This window comes from Pseudomonas sp. S3_A03, from assembly GCF_054668275.1.
In genome coordinates this window covers 4,713,431-4,729,794 of sequence record NZ_CP162753.1, presented here as the reverse complement: position 1 = coordinate 4,729,794, position 16,364 = coordinate 4,713,431, and the positions used below count along the sequence as shown (strand labels likewise).

Below are 16,364 nucleotides of genomic sequence, written 5' to 3'. Positions count from 1 at the left end.
GTTACTTCACCCCGGCCGACTTTAGACAGACAGCCGCAGGCTGCTGGCCGTGTTGTTTACGAATGATTGATGGAATTTGTCATGTCCAGGTTTTCTGCTGACACCCGATTGGGAAGTACCACTGCGCTCGCCATTTTATGCGGCGCATTCCTGGCGCCACAGGTTCAGGCCGACGAGCATGAGCTGAGCCCCACCGTGATCACCGCGATCGCACCCAGCTCGCCGCTGACCGTGGTCACCGACCCGAAAGACCCGCGCCAACCGGTGCCCGCCAGCGATGGCGGCGACTACCTCAAGACCATCCCCGGCTTCGCCCTGGTGCGCAACGGCGGCACCAATGGCGACCCGGTGCTGCGCGGCATGTTCGGCTCGCGCCTGAACATCCTCACCAACGGCAGCATGATGCTCGGCGCCTGCCCCGGCCGCATGGATGCGCCCACCTCGTACATTTCGCCGGAAACCTACGACACCCTAACCGTGATCAAGGGCCCGCAAACCGTGCTCTGGGGCCCAGGCGCTTCGGCCGGCACCATTTTGTTCGAGCGCGAGCCGGAACACTTCGGCGAGCTGGGCACGCGGCTCAATGCCAGTGTGCTGGCCGGTTCCAACGGGCGTTTCGACAAGGTCATCGACGCCGCCGCCGGCGGGCCGCGGGGCTACGTACGGGTGATCGGCAACCAGGCACACGCCGACGATTACAAGGACGGCAACCACGACACCGTCGCCTCACGCTACGACAAATGGAACGGCGACGTGGCCGTGGGTTTTACCCCCGACGCCGACACCCTGCTGGAACTCACCGCCGGCCGTGGCGATGGCGAAGCACGCTACGCCGGGCGCGGCATGGACGGCTCGCAGTTCCTGCGCGAAAGCCTGGGCCTGCGCTTCGAAAAATCGAATATCGGCGAGGTGCTGGACAAGGTCGAGGCCCAGGTCTACTACAACTACGCCGACCACGTGATGGACAACTACAGCCTGCGCACGCCCTCGGGCACCGGGATGATGGCCGGGCCCATGGCCTCCAACGTTGACCGTCGCACCCTCGGCGCGCGGGTCAAAGCCACCTGGCGCTGGGCCGATCTGCAGTTGATCAGCGGCCTGGATGCACAGACCAATGAACACCGCGCACGCAGCAGCATGGGCATCGACACCTACAAAGACCTGCCGCGCACCAAGGACGCCAACTTCCACAACTACGGCGTGTTCGGTGAACTGACCTGGTACGCCGCCGACCGCGACCGCCTGATCAGCGGCGCGCGCCTGGACCGCGCCTCGGCCAAGGATTTTCGCCAAACCCTCGGCTCCGGCATGAGCACCCGCCCAAACCCGACCGCCGACAATAGCCGCGCAGACACCCTGCCCTCGGGCTTCATGCGTTACGAGCACGACCTGGCCGACACCCCCACCACGCTCTACGCCGGCCTGGGCCACGCCGAACGGTTCCCGGACTACTGGGAACTGTTCTCCCCCAACACCGGCGCGGCAGGCTCAGTGAATGCCTTCGACGGGGTGAAACCGGAGAAAACCACCCAACTCGACTTCGGCGCGCAATACAAAGCCGCCGACCTCGAAGCCTGGGCCTCGGGCTATGTGGGCCAGGTGCGTGACTTCATCCTGTTCGACTACCGGGCCGGCAGGATGGGCACCACCTCCCAGGCGCGCAATGTCGACGCGCGCATCATGGGCGGCGAACTGGGTGCGGCATACAAGCTGACGCGCCACTGGAAAGCCGACGCCAGCCTCGCCTACGCCTGGGGCAAGAACAGCAGCGACGGCAAGCCCCTGCCGCAAATGCCGCCGCTGGACACACGCCTGGGCCTCACCTACAGCGAAGACGACTGGAGCGCCGGCGCCCTCTGGCGGGTGGTCGCCGCGCAACACCGCATCGACCCGAACAAGGGCAATGTGGTCGGCAAGGACTACGACAAGAGCGGCGGCTTTGGCGTGTTTTCGCTGAACGCCGCGTACCGCCTCAATAAACACTTCAAGGTCAGCACCGGCGTCGACAACCTGTTCGGCAAAGCCTATGCCGAGCACCTGAACCTGGCGGGCAACGCCGGGTTCGGCTACCCGGCCAGCGATCCGCAGGCCATCAAGGAGCCCGGCCGAACCCTTTGGACCAAGGTGGACATGAGCTTCTAAACGCATCGCCGGCAAGCCAGCTCCCACATTGGAATACCTCCCAAATGTGGGAGGGGGCTTGCCCCCGATGACGGTGTACCTGACACAAAAAACTCAAAGCCTTGCGGAGCCCGATGATGAACAAGCAAAAAATCTCCTTCTACAACCTGGCCTGGCGCTGGCACTTCTACGCCGGGCTCTTCGTCGCCCCCTTCATGGTGCTGCTGGCAATCACCGGCATCATCTACCTGTTCAAACCCCAACTCGACCCGTTGATGTACGGCCACCTGCTGACCGTCCCCGCCGCCGAACACACATTGAGCGCCGACGAACAACTGCAACGCGCCAAGGCCGCCTACCCTCAGGGCGCAATCAGCAAGTACCTGCCCCCGGTGGACGCCACCCGCAGCGCGCAGTTCGTGATGCACAACGGCGGCCGGGAAATCACCGTATTCGTCGACCCCTATCGCGGCACGGTGCTCGGCGAACAGGACGCAAAATACAACCTGCAAGCCATCGCCCGAGCCCTGCACGGCGAGCTGATGATCGGCACCACCGGCGACCGCCTGGTGGAACTCGCCGCCGGCTGGGGCGTGATGCTCGTCGTGTCCGGCCTGTACCTGTGGTGGCCGCGCGGCAAGTCGTCGGCCGGGGTATTGTGGCCGCGCATTAACAGTCGTGGCCGAGTGTTCTGGCGCGATATGCATGCGGTCGCGGGCTTCTGGGGCGCTGCGTTTTTGCTGGTGATGCTGCTCAGCGGCATGACCTGGACCGGCTTGTGGGGCAAGCAATACGCCGACCTGTGGAACCGCTTTCCAGCCGCCATGTGGAACAACGTGCCGCAGTCCGACCAGCAAGCGCGGGTGCTCAACACCGCGACGCAACAGACCGTTCCCTGGGCCATGGAAAACACGCCGATGCCGATGTCCGGCGACCACGCCGAGCACATGAACCACGGCGCCATGCATTCCGCTCCCGCCGCCCCCACCCTGCGACTGCAACAAGTAGTGGACCTGGCCACCGCGCACAAAGTCGAGCCCGGCTACAGCATCACCTTCCCCACCACCGCCGAAGGCGTGTTCACCATCGCCGTGTTCGCCGACGACCCGCGCTTTGATGCCACCCTGCATGTGGACCAGTACACCGGCAAGGTCCTGGCCGATGTGCGTTGGGCGCACTACAACCTTGTCGCCCGCGCCACCGAAACCGGCGTGATGCTGCACGAGGGCAAGATGTTCGGCTGGGTCAACCAACTGATCGTGCTGTTGATCTGCCTGATGATTCTGCTCAGCGCCGTCAGCGGCGTGGTGATCTGGTGGAAGCGCAGGCCCCAGGGCGGCCTGGGCGTTCCGCCGTTGCGCCATGACCTGCCCAAGTGGAAAACCGCGATGCTGATCATGCTCGGCCTGGCGATTGTTTTCCCGCTGGTGGGCGCCTCGCTGATCGCGGTGTGGGCGTTGGATCGCCTGGTGTTGGCGCGCTTTTTCGGCCAGCGCGCGCCCGCCACCGATCAGGCATAAGCCAGGCAACGCCAATCGCTCGCTAACGCACCAGCGCGGTGCCCGCTGCGCACCATCGCCGGATCCAGGCGCCGAATCGGTGCAGGGTCTGGCGCTCATCGCGGTGCGCAGCACCGGATTCAAGGGCTGGCCCGAGCGGGCACAGCCTTTGCAATCACTCCAGTATCTGACCCACAACAACACTCAGGCACTCGGAGATCGCACCATGAAGCGTCGCAGCTTGATCAAGGCTTTCACTTTGTCGGCATCCATTGCCGCCATGGGCATGACCTGGACTATCCAGGCCGCCGAGACCATCAAGGTCGGCATCCTGCACTCGCTGTCCGGCACCATGGCCATCTCCGAAACGTCGCTTAAAGACATGGCGTTGATGACCATCGATGAAATCAACGCCAAGGGTGGCGTGAACGGAAAAATGCTCGAGCCCGTAGTCGTCGACCCTGCGTCCAACTGGCCGCTGTTCGCCGAAAAAGGCCGGCAGTTGCTGACCCAGGATAAAGTCGCCGTGGTGTTCGGCTGCTGGACCTCGGTGTCGCGCAAATCCGTGTTGCCGGTGTTCGAAGAACTCAACGGCCTGTTGTTCTACCCGGTGCAATACGAAGGCGAAGAGATGTCGCCGAACGTGTTCTACACCGGCGCGGCGCCGAACCAGCAGGCGATCCCGGCGGTGGAATACCTGATGAGCGAAGAAGGCGGCGGCGCCAAGCGTTTCTTCCTGTTGGGCACCGACTACGTGTACCCGCGCACCACCAACAAGATCCTGCGTTCGTTCCTGCATTCCAAAGGCGTGGCGGATAAAGACATCGAAGAGGTCTACACCCCGTTCGGCCACGCCGATTACCAGACCATCGTCGCCAACATCAAAAAATTCTCCGCCGGCGGCAAGACCGCGGTGATTTCCACCGTGAACGGCGACTCCAACGTGCCGTTCTACAAAGAACTGGCCAACCAAGGCTTGAAGGCCACCGACGTGCCGGTGGTGGCCTTCTCCGTCGGCGAAGAAGAACTGCGCGGCATCGACACCAAGCCGCTGGTAGGCAACCTCGCCGCCTGGAACTACTTCCAGTCGGTGGAGAACCCGGTGAACAAAAAGTTCGTCGCCGACTGGAAGGCCTACGCCAAGAAACACAACCTGCCGGGCGCCGACAAAGCCGTGACCAACGACCCGATGGAAGCCACCTACGTGGGCATCCACATGTGGGCGCAGGCGGCCGAGAAAGCCAAGTCCACCGACGTCGACAAAGTGCGTGAAGCGCTGGCCGGCCAGACCTTCGCCGCACCGTCGGGCTTCACCCTGACCATGGACAAGACCAACCACCACCTGCACAAGCCGGTGATGATCGGCGAGATCCAGGCCGACGGGCAGTTCTCGGTGGTGTGGCAGACCCAGGAGCCGATCCGCGCGCAGCCGTGGAGCCCGTACATCCCTGGCAATGACAAAAAGCCGGACTATGCGGTGAAGAGCAACTAAAGCCCCCCAGGCCAAATGTGGGAGGGGGCGATCCTCTTCCCACACTGTCCGGCACGACTAGGACATTTGTTTATGCCCGCTGCCCTCCATCGCTATTTCCTGGCACTGCTGCTGTTACTGCCTTTGGCGGTACACGCAAGCGACGCCGAAGACTTCCTGGCCGCCAACCCGGCGCAACAAGCCAAACTCCTTCAGGATTGGGCCGCCAACCCCGACCCGGCGCGCATCGAGCTGGTGGACGCCCTGCAGCAAGGCCAGCTCACGCTCAACGGCGAAACCAAAACCGTGCGCCTGAACAACCGCCTGCGCGGCCTGATCGATAACGTGCAAGCCAGTCAGCAACTGCTCGCCGCCGACCCCAAGGTCCGTTTGACCGCCGCGCAAACCCTGCAAAAAAGCGCACAACCGGCGCAGCTCAAATTCCTCGACCAGCGCGTCGCCGCCGAAACCGATGAAGGCGTGCACACCGCGCTGAGCCTGGCGCTGGCCAACCTGCAATTGGTCGACCCCGACCCGGTGGTGCGCCTGGCCGCCGTGCGTTTGCTTGGCAGCACCGGCGACCCGCTGGCCCGCACGCGCCTGGAAGCCCTGCTCGCGCCCGGCGTCGAAACCGATGCCGGCGTGCACACCGCCGCCGAAACCAGCCTGGCCCAGGTCAAACGCAAACTGATGATGGGCGAGATCCTCGGCCAGGCGTTCAGCGGCATGTCCCTGGGGTCGATCCTGCTGCTGGCCGCGCTGGGCCTGGCGATCACCTTCGGACTGCTCGGCGTGATCAACATGGCCCACGGCGAGATGCTGATGCTCGGCGCCTACTCCACGTACGTGGTGCAGTTACTGATGCAGCGCTACGTACCCGCAGCCATCGAGTTCTACCCGCTGGTGGCGCTGCCGGTGGCGTTTTTTGTGACCGCCGCCATCGGCATGGCGCTGGAACGTACGGTGATCCGCCACCTGTACGGCCGGCCACTGGAAACCCTGCTCGCCACCTGGGGCATCAGCCTGATGCTGATCCAACTGGTGCGCCTGGTGTTCGGCGCGCAGAACGTCGAGGTGGCCAACCCGCAATGGTTGTCCGGTGGCATCCAGGTGCTGCCCAACCTGGTGCTGCCGTACAACCGCATCGTGATCATCGCCTTTGCGTTGTTTGTGGTGGTACTCACGTGGCTGCTGCTGAACAAGACTCGCCTGGGCCTGAACGTGCGCGCGGTCACCCAGAACCGCAACATGGCCGCCTGCTGCGGCGTGCCCACCGGGCGCGTGGACATGCTCGCCTTTGGCCTCGGCTCCGGCATCGCCGGCCTGGGCGGCGTGGCGCTGAGCCAGATCGGCAACGTCGGGCCGGACCTTGGCCAGAGCTACATCATCGACTCGTTCCTGGTGGTGGTGCTCGGCGGTGTCGGCCAACTGGCCGGCAGTGTCACGGCGGCCTTCGGGTTGGGCATCGCCAACAAAATTCTTGAGCCGCAGATCGGAGCCGTGCTCGGCAAGATCCTGATCCTCGCGCTGATCATTCTGTTTATCCAGAAACGCCCGCAGGGACTCTTCGCACTGAAAGGACGGGTGATCGACTGATGAACCAGCCATTGATGCTTACGGCCGCACAAAAGGCCGGCCCCAAGGCGACGATTACCGTCGGTGTGATCGTGCTGATCCTGCTGCTGGCGTTGCCGTTGTGCTCGCTGCTGTCGCCGCAAAACCCGCTGCACGTGTCGGCGTACACCCTGACGCTGGTGGGCAAGATCCTCTGCTACGCCATCGTCGCGCTGGCCCTGGACCTGGTGTGGGGTTATGCCGGGATGCTGTCCCTGGGCCACGGGCTGTTTTTTGCCCTGGGCGGTTATGCGATGGGCATGTACCTGATGCGCCAGGCCGCCGGCAGTGAGTTACCGGCGTTCATGACGTTTTTATCGTGGACCGAACTGCCCTGGTATTGGGCCGGCACCGACCACTTCCTGTGGGCCCTGTGCCTGGTGGTATTGGCGCCGGGGTTGCTGGCGTTGGTGTTCGGCTTCTTCGCCTTCCGCTCGCGGATCAAGGGCGTGTATTTCTCGATCATGACCCAGGCCCTGACCTTTGCCGGGATGCTGCTGTTCTTTCGCAACGAGACCGGGTTTGGCGGCAATAACGGCTTTACCAACTTTCGCAGCATTCTGGGCTTTGGCATCACCGAGCCGGGTACGCGCGCCGTGCTGTTTACCGCCACGGTGCTGCTGCTGGTGGCGAGCCTGTACATCGGCTGGCGCCTGGCGCAAAGCAAGTTCGGCCGCGTGCTGACTGCCCTGCGCGATGCCGAGAACCGCCTGATGTTCTGCGGCTACGACCCGCGTGGTTTCAAGCTGTTCGTGTGGGTGTTGAGCGCCGTGTTGTGCGGCTTGGCCGGGGCTTTGTATGTGCCGCAGGTGGGCATCATCAACCCCAGCGAAATGTCGCCGACCAACTCCATCGAAGCCGCCGTGTGGGTGGCCCTGGGCGGGCGCGGCACGCTGATCGGCCCCTTGCTCGGCGCCGGGGTGGTCAATGGCATGAAGAGCTGGTTCACCGTGGCCTTCCCGGAATACTGGCTGTTCTTCCTCGGGGCGTTGTTCATCATCGTCACCCTGTACCTGCCCAAGGGCGTTATCGGCCTGCTGAAGAAATGAGGAACGTCATGCTTGAACCTATTTTCGATGCAGGCAGCGGCCGTGATGCGATCGGCATCGGCCAGGCTGCAGGCAAGGGCCTCAACACGCGCCATGGCACGATCCTGACCCTGGAAGACATCAGCGTCAGCTTCGATGGTTTCAAGGCGCTCAACGACCTCAACCTGTACATCGGCGTCGGCGAACTGCGCTGCATCATCGGCCCCAACGGCGCGGGCAAGACCACGCTGATGGACGTGATCACCGGCAAGACCCGACCCAGCCACGGCAACGCCTGGTTCGGCGAAACCCTGGACCTCACCGGCATGAGTGAAGTGCAGATCGCCCAGGCCGGCATCGGCCGCAAGTTCCAGAAGCCCACGGTGTTCGAAGCCCTCAGCGTGTTCGAAAACCTGGAGCTGGCGCAGAACACCGACAAGTCGGTGTGGGCCAGCCTGCGCGCGCGCCTGAGCGGCGAACAGAAAGACCGTATCGAAGAAGTGCTCGACACCATTCGCCTCACCGCATCGGTACAGCGCCCTGCCGGCCTGCTGTCCCACGGCCAGAAGCAGTTTTTGGAAATCGGCATGCTGTTGATGCAGGACCCGCAGCTGTTGCTGCTGGATGAACCGGTGGCGGGCATGACCGACGCCGAAACCGAGTTCACCGCCGAGCTGTTCAAACGCCTGGCGGGCAAGCATTCGCTGATGGTGGTGGAACACGACATGGGCTTTGTCGGCTCGATTGCCGACCACGTGACCGTGTTGCACCAGGGCAGCGTGCTGGCCGAGGGGTCGCTGGAACAGGTGCAGGAAAACGAGCGGGTGATCGAGGTGTACCTCGGCCGCTGACTTGCTGGAAGGGGGCTTGCCAGCCCCCTCCCACAAAGGATTTGAGGAGAATTTGGGTATGCTGCAAGTCGAAAAATTGCACCAGTACTACGGCGGTAGCCACATCCTGCGCGGGCTGTCGTTTGACGTGAAGATCGGCGAAGTGACCTGCCTGCTCGGCCGTAACGGCGTGGGCAAGACCACCCTGCTCAAGTGCCTGATGGGGTTGCTGCCGGCCAAAGAGGGCGCGGTGAATTGGGAAGGTCGCGCCATTACCGGTTTCAAGCCACACCAGCGCGTGCATGCAGGGATCGCCTACGTGCCCCAGGGTCGCGAGATTTTCGGGCGCCTGACGGTAGAAGAAAACCTGCTGATGGGCCTGTCGCGCTTCCCTGGCTCGGAGGCCAAAGAGGTGCCGGCGTTTATCTACGAGCTGTTCCCGGTGCTGCTGCAGATGAAGCATCGGCGCGGCGGTGACTTGTCCGGCGGGCAACAACAGCAGCTGGCCATCGGCCGTGCCCTGGCCAGCCGCCCGCGCCTGTTGATCCTCGACGAACCCACCGAAGGCATCCAGCCGTCGGTGATCAAGGAGATCGGCGCAGTGATCAAACAGCTCGCGGCACGCGGCGACATGGCGATTCTGTTGGTGGAGCAGTTCTATGACTTCGCCGCCGAACTGGCCGACCAGTACCTGGTGATGTCGCGGGGTGAAATCGTGCAGCAGGGCCGTGGCGAAAATATGCAAAGCGACGGTGTGCGCGGCCTGGTAACGATCTAATCTGTAGCGTCCTGACGATAAGCACCCAACCATGAACCTGCCCGTTTCCTCTGCCTTGTTCACCCCCAGCTGGCACGCCGAGCTGGAACTCGGCTACGCGCGTTTCGGCGACACCACGCGCCCGGTGATGCGCCGCCACCTCGGCCCGCTGCGCGTGCAAAAGCACCTGTATGCCGAAGGCCCCGAGGTGTGCCAGCACATCATCGTGCACCCGCCCGGCGGCATTGCCGGCGGGGATCGCCTGGCTATCAGCGCCCATGTCGCCGAAGGTGCCTGGGCCCAATTGACCAGCCCCGGCGCAGCCAAGTGGTATCGCGCCAAGGGCCCTGCGTATCAGCACCTCGACCTGCGCGTCGCAGCGGGCGCCACGCTGGAATGGCTGCCCCAGGAAACCATCGTATTCAGCGCCGCCCAGGCCGAACTCACCACGCGCATTGACCTGCAAGGCGACGCCCGCCTGTTCTACTGGGATGTGGTCGCCCTGGGTCGCCCAGCCAGTGGCGAGCGCTTCGACCTGGGCCATTTTCAAGCCCATTTGGATATCCGCCGCGACGGTCGGTTGCTCTGGCATGAACGCCAGCGCATCGTCGGCGGCGATGGCTTGCTCGACTCACCGATCGGACTGGATGGGCAACCGGTGTTCGCCACGTTGCTGGTCACCGGCGACATCCCTGCTCAGTTGCTTGAACAATGTCGCGCGCTGCCGAACGCCGTACGCGGCGACCTGACCCAACTGCCCGGCTTGCTGGTGGCGCGTTGCCTGGCCGGTGAAGCGCTGCTGGCGCGGGGATGGTTGATTGATTTATGGCGGCTGTTGCGTCCGGCGGCACTTGGGCGCGAAGCCGTCGCACCACGAATCTGGAGCACATGAAGATCAAAATGTGGGAGGGGGCGGTGCGACGATTCGACGTGCTCCCGATAGCTGAGTGTCATGCAATAAATCTGTCACTGATCCATCGCCATCGGGAGCAAGTCGAATCGTCGCACCGCCCCTCCACATTTGATCTCCACTGTATTTAAGAATGCATTTAAAGGACCTTGAACCATGGACCTCACCCCACGGGAAAAAGACAAGCTGTTGATCTTCACCGCAGGCCTGGTGGCCGAGCGTCGCCTGGCGCGCGGTGTGAAGCTCAACTACCCGGAAACCATCGCCTACATCAGCGCCGCGCTGATGGAAGGTGCCCGCGATGGCCGCACTGTGGCCGACCTGATGCACTACGGCACCACCCTGCTCAGCCGCGAACAGGTGATGGAAGGCATCCCGGAAATGATCCCGGATATCCAGGTGGAAGCCACCTTCCCGGACGGCACCAAGCTGGTCACCGTCCACCAACCGATTGCCTGAGGCCCGGCCATGATTCGTGATGCAACCGAAAAGGACCTTCCCGCCATTCGCGACATCTACAACGACGCGGTGTGCAACACCACGGCGATCTGGAACGAGCAACCGGTGGACCTGGCCAACCGCCAGGCCTGGTTCAGCGCGCGCCAGGCCCAGGGCTACCCGATTCTGGTGGCGGTGGAAAACGATGAGGTCACCGGCTACGCCTCGTTCGGCGATTGGCGGCCCTTCGAAGGCTTCCGCTACAGCGTCGAGCACTCGGTGTACGTGCGTAACGACCAGCGCGGCAAAGGCCTGGGCCCGCGCCTGATGCAAGTCTTGATCGAACGCGCGCGCGCCGCCGGCAAGTACGTGATGGTCGCCGCCATCGAAAGCGGCAACCAGGCCTCGATCCGCCTGCATGAGCGCCTGGGGTTCGTCACCACCGGGCAGATGCCGCGAGTGGGCATCAAGTTTGGCCGCTGGCTCGACCTGACCTTTATGCAACTGGCCTTGAACCCGGGCGCCGAACCGCCCAAGGAGTGAGATCGATGAGCGCTGCACAACTGCGTCGAGTCCATGCTGAAAGCTTTGCCCATTACCGCCAGGGCTTGATCGAACTGTTGCTGGACGCGGTGAAGCATGGCGCCTCGGTGGGTTTCATGGCTGACTTCGATGACGCCCAGGCCCGCGCTTATTTGAGCGGCGTGCAAGCCGGTATCGAAGACGCCGGCTTGCTGTTGTGGGTGGTGGTGCGCGATGAACAGGTGCAGGCCAGCGTGCAATTGGCGCTGTGCCAGAAAGCCAATGGCCTGAACCGTGCCGAGGTGCAAAAACTGCTGGTGCACAGCAGCGCCCGGCGCCATGGCCTGGGCCAGCAATTGATGCACGCGCTGGAACTCGCCGCGCGCCAACACAAACGCGGCCTGCTGTACCTGGACACCGAAGCCGGCTCTGCGGCGGAAGCCTTCTACCAGGCGCTGCGCTACACCAAGATCGGTGAACTGCCCGATTACTGCCAAAGCCCGGACGGGCGCTACAGCCCGACCGCCATCTACTTCAAGACCCTGGGGCAACCTGCATGATTCCTGGCCAATACCGCATCCAGCCCGGCGAGATCGAACTCAACGTCGGCCGCCGCACCATCATCCTGAGCGTGGCCAACAGCGGCGACCGGCCGATCCAGGTGGGTTCGCATTACCATTTTTTTGAAACCAATGACGCGCTGACGTTTGACCGTGCCGCCAGCCGGGGCATGCGCTTGAACATTCCGGCGGGGACTGCGGTGCGGTTTGAGCCGGGGCAGAGCCGCGAGGTGGAGTTGGTGGATTTGAGTGGTGGGCGGCGGGTGTTTGGGTTTGCCGGTCGGATCATGGGCGACCTTTAGGGCCTCATCGGGAGCAAGCCCCCGATAGCGGCCTCATATTCAACACACATTTTTCAGGACAACCCTATGAAAATCAGCCGCCAAGCCTACGCCGACATGTACGGCCCCACCGTCGGTGACAAGGTGCGCCTGGCCGACACCGAATTGTTCGTCGAAGTGGAACAGGACTTCACCGTCTACGGCGAAGAAGTCAAATTCGGTGGCGGCAAGGTGATCCGCGACGGCCAGGGCCAAAGCCAGTTGCTTGCCCATGAAGTGGTCGACACCCTGATCACCAACGCGCTGATCATCGACCACTGGGGCATCGTCAAGGCCGACGTCGGCTTGAAAAACGGGCGTATTCACGCGATCGGCAAAGCCGGTAACCCGGACATCCAGCCAGGCGTGACCATGGCTATCGGCGCCAGCACCGAAGTGATTGCCGGCGAAGGCATGATCCTCACCGCCGGCGGCATCGACAGCCACGTGCATTTCATCTGCCCGCAGCAGATTGAAGAAGCACTGACCAGCGGCGTGACCACCATGATCGGCGGCGGCACGGGGCCGGCTACCGGTACCAACGCCACCACCTGCACCTCGGGCCCCTGGCACCTGGCGCGCATGCTGCAGGCCAGCGATTCGTTCCCGATGAACATCGGCTTTACCGGCAAGGGCAACGCCAGCCTGCCGGAGCCGTTGGTCGAGCAGGTCAAGGCCGGCGCCATCGGCTTGAAGCTGCATGAAGACTGGGGCACCACGCCCGCCAGCATCGACAACTGCCTGAGCGTCGCCGACAGGTACGACGTGCAGGTGGCGATCCACAGCGACACGCTCAACGAATCCGGCTTCGTCGAAACCACCCTCGCCGCGCTCAAGGGGCGCACCATCCACACCTATCACACCGAGGGCGCCGGCGGCGGCCACGCGCCAGACATCATCAAGGCCTGCGGCTTCCCCAACGTGTTGCCCAGCTCAACCAACCCAACGCGACCGTTTACGCGCAACACCATCGACGAGCACCTGGACATGTTGATGGTCTGCCATCACCTGGACCCAAGCATCGCCGAGGACGTGGCCTTCGCCGAAAGCCGCATCCGCCGCGAGACCATCGCCGCCGAAGATATCCTGCATGACCTCGGCGCGTTCTCGATGATCAGCTCCGACAGCCAGGCCATGGGCCGCGTCGGCGAGGTGATCACGCGTACCTGGCAGACCGCCGACAAGATGAAAAAGCAACGCGGCGCCTTGCCCGGCGACGGCGCGGGTAACGACAACTTCCGCGCCAAGCGCTACATCGCCAAATACACCATCAACCCGGCGATCACCCACGGCATCAGCCACATCGTCGGCTCCATCGAGGTGGGCAAGTGGGCCGACCTGGTGCTGTGGCGCCCGGCGTTTTTCGGCATCAAGCCGACCCTGATCCTCAAGGGCGGCGCGATTGCCTCAAGCCTGATGGGCGACGCCAATGCCTCGATCCCAACGCCGCAACCGGTGCACTACCGCCCGATGTTCGCCAGCTTCGGCAGCTCGCTGCACGCCACCAGCCTGACGTTCATCAGCCAGGCCGCACTGGAGGCCGGCTTGCCGGAAGCCTTGGGTTTGAAGAAACAGATCGCGGTGGTGAAGGGGTGTCGCGACGTGCAGAAAAGCGACCTGATCCACAACGATTACCTGCCGGATATCGAGGTCGACCCACAGACGTATCAGGTCAAGGCGGATGGGGTGTTGCTGTGGTGTGAACCGGCTGACGTACTGCCGATGGCGCAGCGTTACTTCCTGTTCTGACTTACCCCGGTGGCGAGGGAGCGTGCTCCCTCGCCACCGGGGCTTAGAAGTTTTCGCGCGGGTTGAAGTTGGCCTTTTTCGCCAGTGCCTGCCACAGCGCGATGGTCTCGTCGTCGGCCTGTTTGGGCATGACCGCCTTGAGTTGCACAAACAGGTAGCCGCGCTGCCCGGCCTTGTTCAGCAAACCGTGGCCCTTGGCACGCATGCGCTGGCCGTTCTGGCTGCCGGCCGGCACCTTGAGGTTGATCTTGCCGGTGAGGGTGGGCACGGTGACTTCGGTGCCCAACGCCAATTCCCACGGCGCCAATGGCAGGTCGATGATCAGGTTTTCACCGTCCACTTCGAACTTGGGGTGCGGCGCGAACTTGATGATCAGGTACAGATCGCCATTGGCCCCGCCACCGATACCCGGCGCGCCCTGCGCTTTGAGGCGGATGCGCTCACCGTCGGTCACGCCGGCGGGGATCTTCACGTTCAGGCTCTTGGTGGTGTTGCTGACGTGCCGGCCCGAGGCGTCGTATTGCGGCACCTGGAAGGTGACCTGCTTGGACTCGGTGGACAGCGTCTCCTCCAGGAACACCGACAGCTGCATTTCCACGTCCTGGCCTTTACGCCCGGTGGGCCGGCGCTGGCCGCCACCAAAGGCATCGCCGCGCGAGCCGAAGATCGAACTGAAAAAGTCCGAGAAATCGCCCGCGTCCTGGCCGCCGCCAAAGCCGCCACGGCTCTGCCAGCCCGGTGGCCCCTGGAACGGCTGGCCATGCTGGCCGTACTTGCGCAGTTCGTCGTACTCGGCGCGTTTGTCGGCGCTTTTAAGCGCCTCATAGGCTTCGGACGCGTCCTTGAACTTGGCTTCGGCGTCTTTTTCCTTGCTGACATCCGGGTGATATTTGCGCGCGAGCTTGCGATAGGCGGCCTTGATTTCCTTGTCATCGGCGCTCGGCTCGACACCCAATATCTTGTAGTAGTCTTTGAAATCCATCGGCGGTTCACCATCCTTAATCGAGATCGCACAGCCCGGGGCACAACGTGCGTTGTTTTGCACCTGTTGAGTGATGTGGCCTGGGGGTGCGTCGCAGTGTTAATCGGCACGTGCCGTATGCACCACATGTGGGGGCGAATCGCGCACTTTCAAGCACGATTTAACGGATGGTCGGCCTACGCATCCGCCTTCGACTGGCATACACTGCGCGGCCGTTTTTCGACCGGAACCCGATAGACATGAAAAACCCATCCCCAGCCCGTGCCTGCGGCATCGACTTTGGCACGTCCAACTCCACCGTCGGCTGGATCCGCCCCGGCCAGGAGACGCTTATCGCGCTGGAGGACGACAAGATCACCTTGCCGTCGGTGGTGTTCTTCAACTTCGAGGAGCGTCGCCCGGTGTACGGTCGCCTGGCACTGCACGAGTACCTGGAAAACTACGAAGGCCGCTTGATGCGCTCGCTCAAGAGCCTGTTGGGCTCCAAGCTGATCAAACACGACACCAGCCTATTGGGCACGGCGATGCCGTTCACCGACCTGCTGGCGCTGTTTATCGGCCAACTCAAGAGCCGCGCCGAAGCCAACGCCGGCCGAGAGTTCGAAGAAGTGGTACTGGGCCGCCCGGTATTTTTCGTCGATGACGACCCGATGGCCGACCAGGAAGCGGAAAACACCCTGGTCGACGTGGCGCGCAAGATCGGCTTCAAGGACATCTCGTTCCAGTACGAGCCGATCGCAGCGGCGTTCGACTACGAGTCCACCATCGAAAAAGAAGAGCTGGTGCTGATCGTCGATATCGGCGGCGGTACCTCCGACTTCTCGCTGGTGCGCCTGTCGCCGGAGCGTCGTCACAACGACAACCGCCAGAGCGACATCCTCGCCACCGGCGGCGTACACATCGGCGGTACCGACTTCGACAAACAGCTCTCGCTGGCCGGCATGATGCCGCTGTTCGGTTACGGCAGCCGCATGAAAAGCGGCGCCTACATGCCCACCAGCCACCACATGAACCTGGCCACGTGGCACACGATCAACTCGGTGTACTCGCAAAAGTCCCAGTTGGCCCTGGGCAGCATGCGCTACGACATCGAAGACACCGGCGGCATCGACCGCCTGTTCAAGCTGATCGAACAGCGCGCCGGGCACTGGTTGGCGATGGAGGTTGAAGAAACCAAGATCCAGTTGACCCACGAAGAACGCCGCCACGTGCCGCTGGACCGTATCGAAGCGGGCCTGAGCGTCGACCTGAGCCGGGCGCTGTTCGAATCGTCCATCGACGCCTTGCTCGAACGCGTGCGCGCCAGCGTGACGCAATTGCTCAACGATGCTTCGGTGAGCGTGGCGCAGGTGGACACGGTGTTCTTTACCGGCGGCTCCAGCGGCATCCCGGCGCTGCGTCACAGCATCGCGGCGATGCTGCCGAATGCGCGGCATGTGGAAGGCAATATTTTTGGCAGTATTGGCAGCGGCCTGGCGATTGAGGCGAGCAAGCGCTACGGGAACTGAGTTTCACCTGTGTGACGCCATCGGGGGCAAGCACCCTCCCACATTTTGATTTGTG

15 protein-coding genes are annotated in these 16,364 nt (G+C 63.3%); 14 read left to right on the top strand and 1 reads right to left on the bottom strand.

Annotation, left to right across the window (positions count from 1 at the left end; all coding sequences use genetic code 11):
- Nucleotides 1–81: 81 nt before the first annotated feature.
- The 13 genes from AB4O25_RS21575 to ureC all read left to right on the top strand — a co-directional run bounded on the left by AB4O25_RS21575 (nt 82) and on the right by ureC (nt 13,819).
- Nucleotides 82–2,142 (top strand): TonB-dependent copper receptor, encoded by a 2,061-nt coding sequence (locus tag AB4O25_RS21575; RefSeq protein ID WP_065879426.1) that lies wholly within the window; start codon nt 82–84, stop codon nt 2,140–2,142.
- 116 nt (nt 2,143–2,258) lie between these two features.
- Entirely contained in the window at nt 2,259–3,641 is a 1,383-nt protein-coding gene (locus AB4O25_RS21570; RefSeq protein WP_017527902.1) for a PepSY-associated TM helix domain-containing protein, read from the top strand.
- Nucleotides 3,642–3,846: 205 nt separating this feature from the next.
- Nucleotides 3,847–5,112 (top strand): urea ABC transporter substrate-binding protein, encoded by a 1,266-nt coding sequence (gene urtA, locus AB4O25_RS21565; protein ID WP_026067266.1) that lies wholly within the window; start codon nt 3,847–3,849, stop codon nt 5,110–5,112.
- A 72-nt stretch (nt 5,113–5,184) separates the two neighbouring features.
- Entirely contained in the window at nt 5,185–6,687 is a 1,503-nt protein-coding gene (gene urtB / locus AB4O25_RS21560) for an urea ABC transporter permease subunit UrtB (RefSeq protein WP_460149962.1), read from the top strand.
- Nucleotides 6,687–7,754, top strand: coding sequence for an urea ABC transporter permease subunit UrtC (gene urtC / locus AB4O25_RS21555; RefSeq protein ID WP_017527905.1), 1,068 nt, complete (start codon nt 6,687–6,689; stop codon nt 7,752–7,754). The genes urtB and urtC overlap by 1 nt, the downstream gene beginning before the upstream one ends.
- On the top strand, nt 7,751–8,584 hold the full coding sequence (gene urtD / locus AB4O25_RS21550; RefSeq protein WP_017527906.1) for an urea ABC transporter ATP-binding protein UrtD: 834 nt from the start codon (nt 7,751–7,753) through the stop codon (nt 8,582–8,584). The genes urtC and urtD overlap by 4 nt, the downstream gene beginning before the upstream one ends.
- Before the next feature lie 58 nt (nt 8,585–8,642).
- On the top strand, nt 8,643–9,341 hold the full coding sequence (urtE, locus tag AB4O25_RS21545) for an urea ABC transporter ATP-binding subunit UrtE (RefSeq protein WP_017527907.1): 699 nt from the start codon (nt 8,643–8,645) through the stop codon (nt 9,339–9,341).
- Between the two features lie 31 nt (nt 9,342–9,372).
- Nucleotides 9,373–10,212: an urease accessory protein UreD gene (locus AB4O25_RS21540; RefSeq protein ID WP_017527908.1), complete on the top strand. Its 840-nt coding sequence runs from the start codon at nt 9,373–9,375 to the stop codon at nt 10,210–10,212.
- A gap of 174 nt (nt 10,213–10,386) precedes the next feature.
- Entirely contained in the window at nt 10,387–10,689 is a 303-nt protein-coding gene (gene ureA / locus AB4O25_RS21535) for an urease subunit gamma (protein WP_003171437.1), read from the top strand.
- A 9-nt stretch (nt 10,690–10,698) separates the two neighbouring features.
- Complete coding sequence (locus AB4O25_RS21530; RefSeq protein WP_017527909.1) at nt 10,699–11,211, top strand: GNAT family N-acetyltransferase; 513 nt, start codon at nt 10,699–10,701, stop codon at nt 11,209–11,211.
- A gap of 5 nt (nt 11,212–11,216) precedes the next feature.
- A complete protein-coding gene (locus AB4O25_RS21525) occupies nt 11,217–11,750 on the top strand; it encodes a GNAT family N-acetyltransferase (protein WP_116079041.1) in 534 nt (177 codons plus the stop codon).
- The gene (locus AB4O25_RS21520; protein ID WP_017526372.1) at nt 11,747–12,052 is read left to right on the top strand and encodes an urease subunit beta; all 306 of its coding nucleotides are present in this window, start codon (nt 11,747–11,749) and stop codon (nt 12,050–12,052) included. The genes AB4O25_RS21525 and AB4O25_RS21520 overlap by 4 nt, the downstream gene beginning before the upstream one ends.
- A gap of 66 nt (nt 12,053–12,118) precedes the next feature.
- On the top strand, nt 12,119–13,819 hold the full coding sequence (gene ureC, locus AB4O25_RS21515; RefSeq protein WP_017526373.1) for an urease subunit alpha: 1,701 nt from the start codon (nt 12,119–12,121) through the stop codon (nt 13,817–13,819).
- A gap of 43 nt (nt 13,820–13,862) precedes the next feature.
- On the opposite strand, the gene AB4O25_RS21510 is transcribed toward ureC, so the two are convergent.
- Entirely contained in the window at nt 13,863–14,801 is a 939-nt protein-coding gene (locus tag AB4O25_RS21510; protein WP_017526374.1) for a DnaJ C-terminal domain-containing protein, read from the bottom strand.
- Nucleotides 14,802–15,040: 239 nt separating this feature from the next.
- Between AB4O25_RS21510 and AB4O25_RS21505 the strand changes: the two genes are divergently transcribed.
- The gene (locus AB4O25_RS21505) at nt 15,041–16,309 is read left to right on the top strand and encodes an Hsp70 family protein (protein ID WP_017526375.1); all 1,269 of its coding nucleotides are present in this window, start codon (nt 15,041–15,043) and stop codon (nt 16,307–16,309) included.
- The last annotated feature ends 55 nt before the right edge of the window (nt 16,310–16,364 follow it).

Coding starts and splice junctions, on each gene's coding strand:
- urtC (WP_017527905.1), top strand. CDS start 6,687: ATGAACCAGCCATTGATGCTTACGGCCGCACAAAAGGCCGGCCCCAAG.
- AB4O25_RS21525 (WP_116079041.1), top strand. CDS start 11,217: ATGAGCGCTGCACAACTGCGTCGAGTCCATGCTGAAAGCTTTGCCCAT.
- AB4O25_RS21520 (WP_017526372.1), top strand. CDS start 11,747: ATGATTCCTGGCCAATACCGCATCCAGCCCGGCGAGATCGAACTCAAC.
- urtE (WP_017527907.1), top strand. CDS start 8,643: ATGCTGCAAGTCGAAAAATTGCACCAGTACTACGGCGGTAGCCACATC.
- AB4O25_RS21505 (WP_017526375.1), top strand. CDS start 15,041: ATGAAAAACCCATCCCCAGCCCGTGCCTGCGGCATCGACTTTGGCACG.
- ureA (WP_003171437.1), top strand. CDS start 10,387: ATGGACCTCACCCCACGGGAAAAAGACAAGCTGTTGATCTTCACCGCA.
- urtA (WP_026067266.1), top strand. CDS start 3,847: ATGAAGCGTCGCAGCTTGATCAAGGCTTTCACTTTGTCGGCATCCATT.
- AB4O25_RS21510 (WP_017526374.1), bottom strand. CDS start 14,801: ATGGATTTCAAAGACTACTACAAGATATTGGGTGTCGAGCCGAGCGCC.
- AB4O25_RS21530 (WP_017527909.1), top strand. CDS start 10,699: ATGATTCGTGATGCAACCGAAAAGGACCTTCCCGCCATTCGCGACATC.
- AB4O25_RS21575 (WP_065879426.1), top strand. CDS start 82: ATGTCCAGGTTTTCTGCTGACACCCGATTGGGAAGTACCACTGCGCTC.
- ureC (WP_017526373.1), top strand. CDS start 12,119: ATGAAAATCAGCCGCCAAGCCTACGCCGACATGTACGGCCCCACCGTC.
- AB4O25_RS21570 (WP_017527902.1), top strand. CDS start 2,259: ATGAACAAGCAAAAAATCTCCTTCTACAACCTGGCCTGGCGCTGGCAC.
- urtD (WP_017527906.1), top strand. CDS start 7,751: ATGAGGAACGTCATGCTTGAACCTATTTTCGATGCAGGCAGCGGCCGT.
- AB4O25_RS21540 (WP_017527908.1), top strand. CDS start 9,373: ATGAACCTGCCCGTTTCCTCTGCCTTGTTCACCCCCAGCTGGCACGCC.
- urtB (WP_460149962.1), top strand. CDS start 5,185: ATGCCCGCTGCCCTCCATCGCTATTTCCTGGCACTGCTGCTGTTACTG.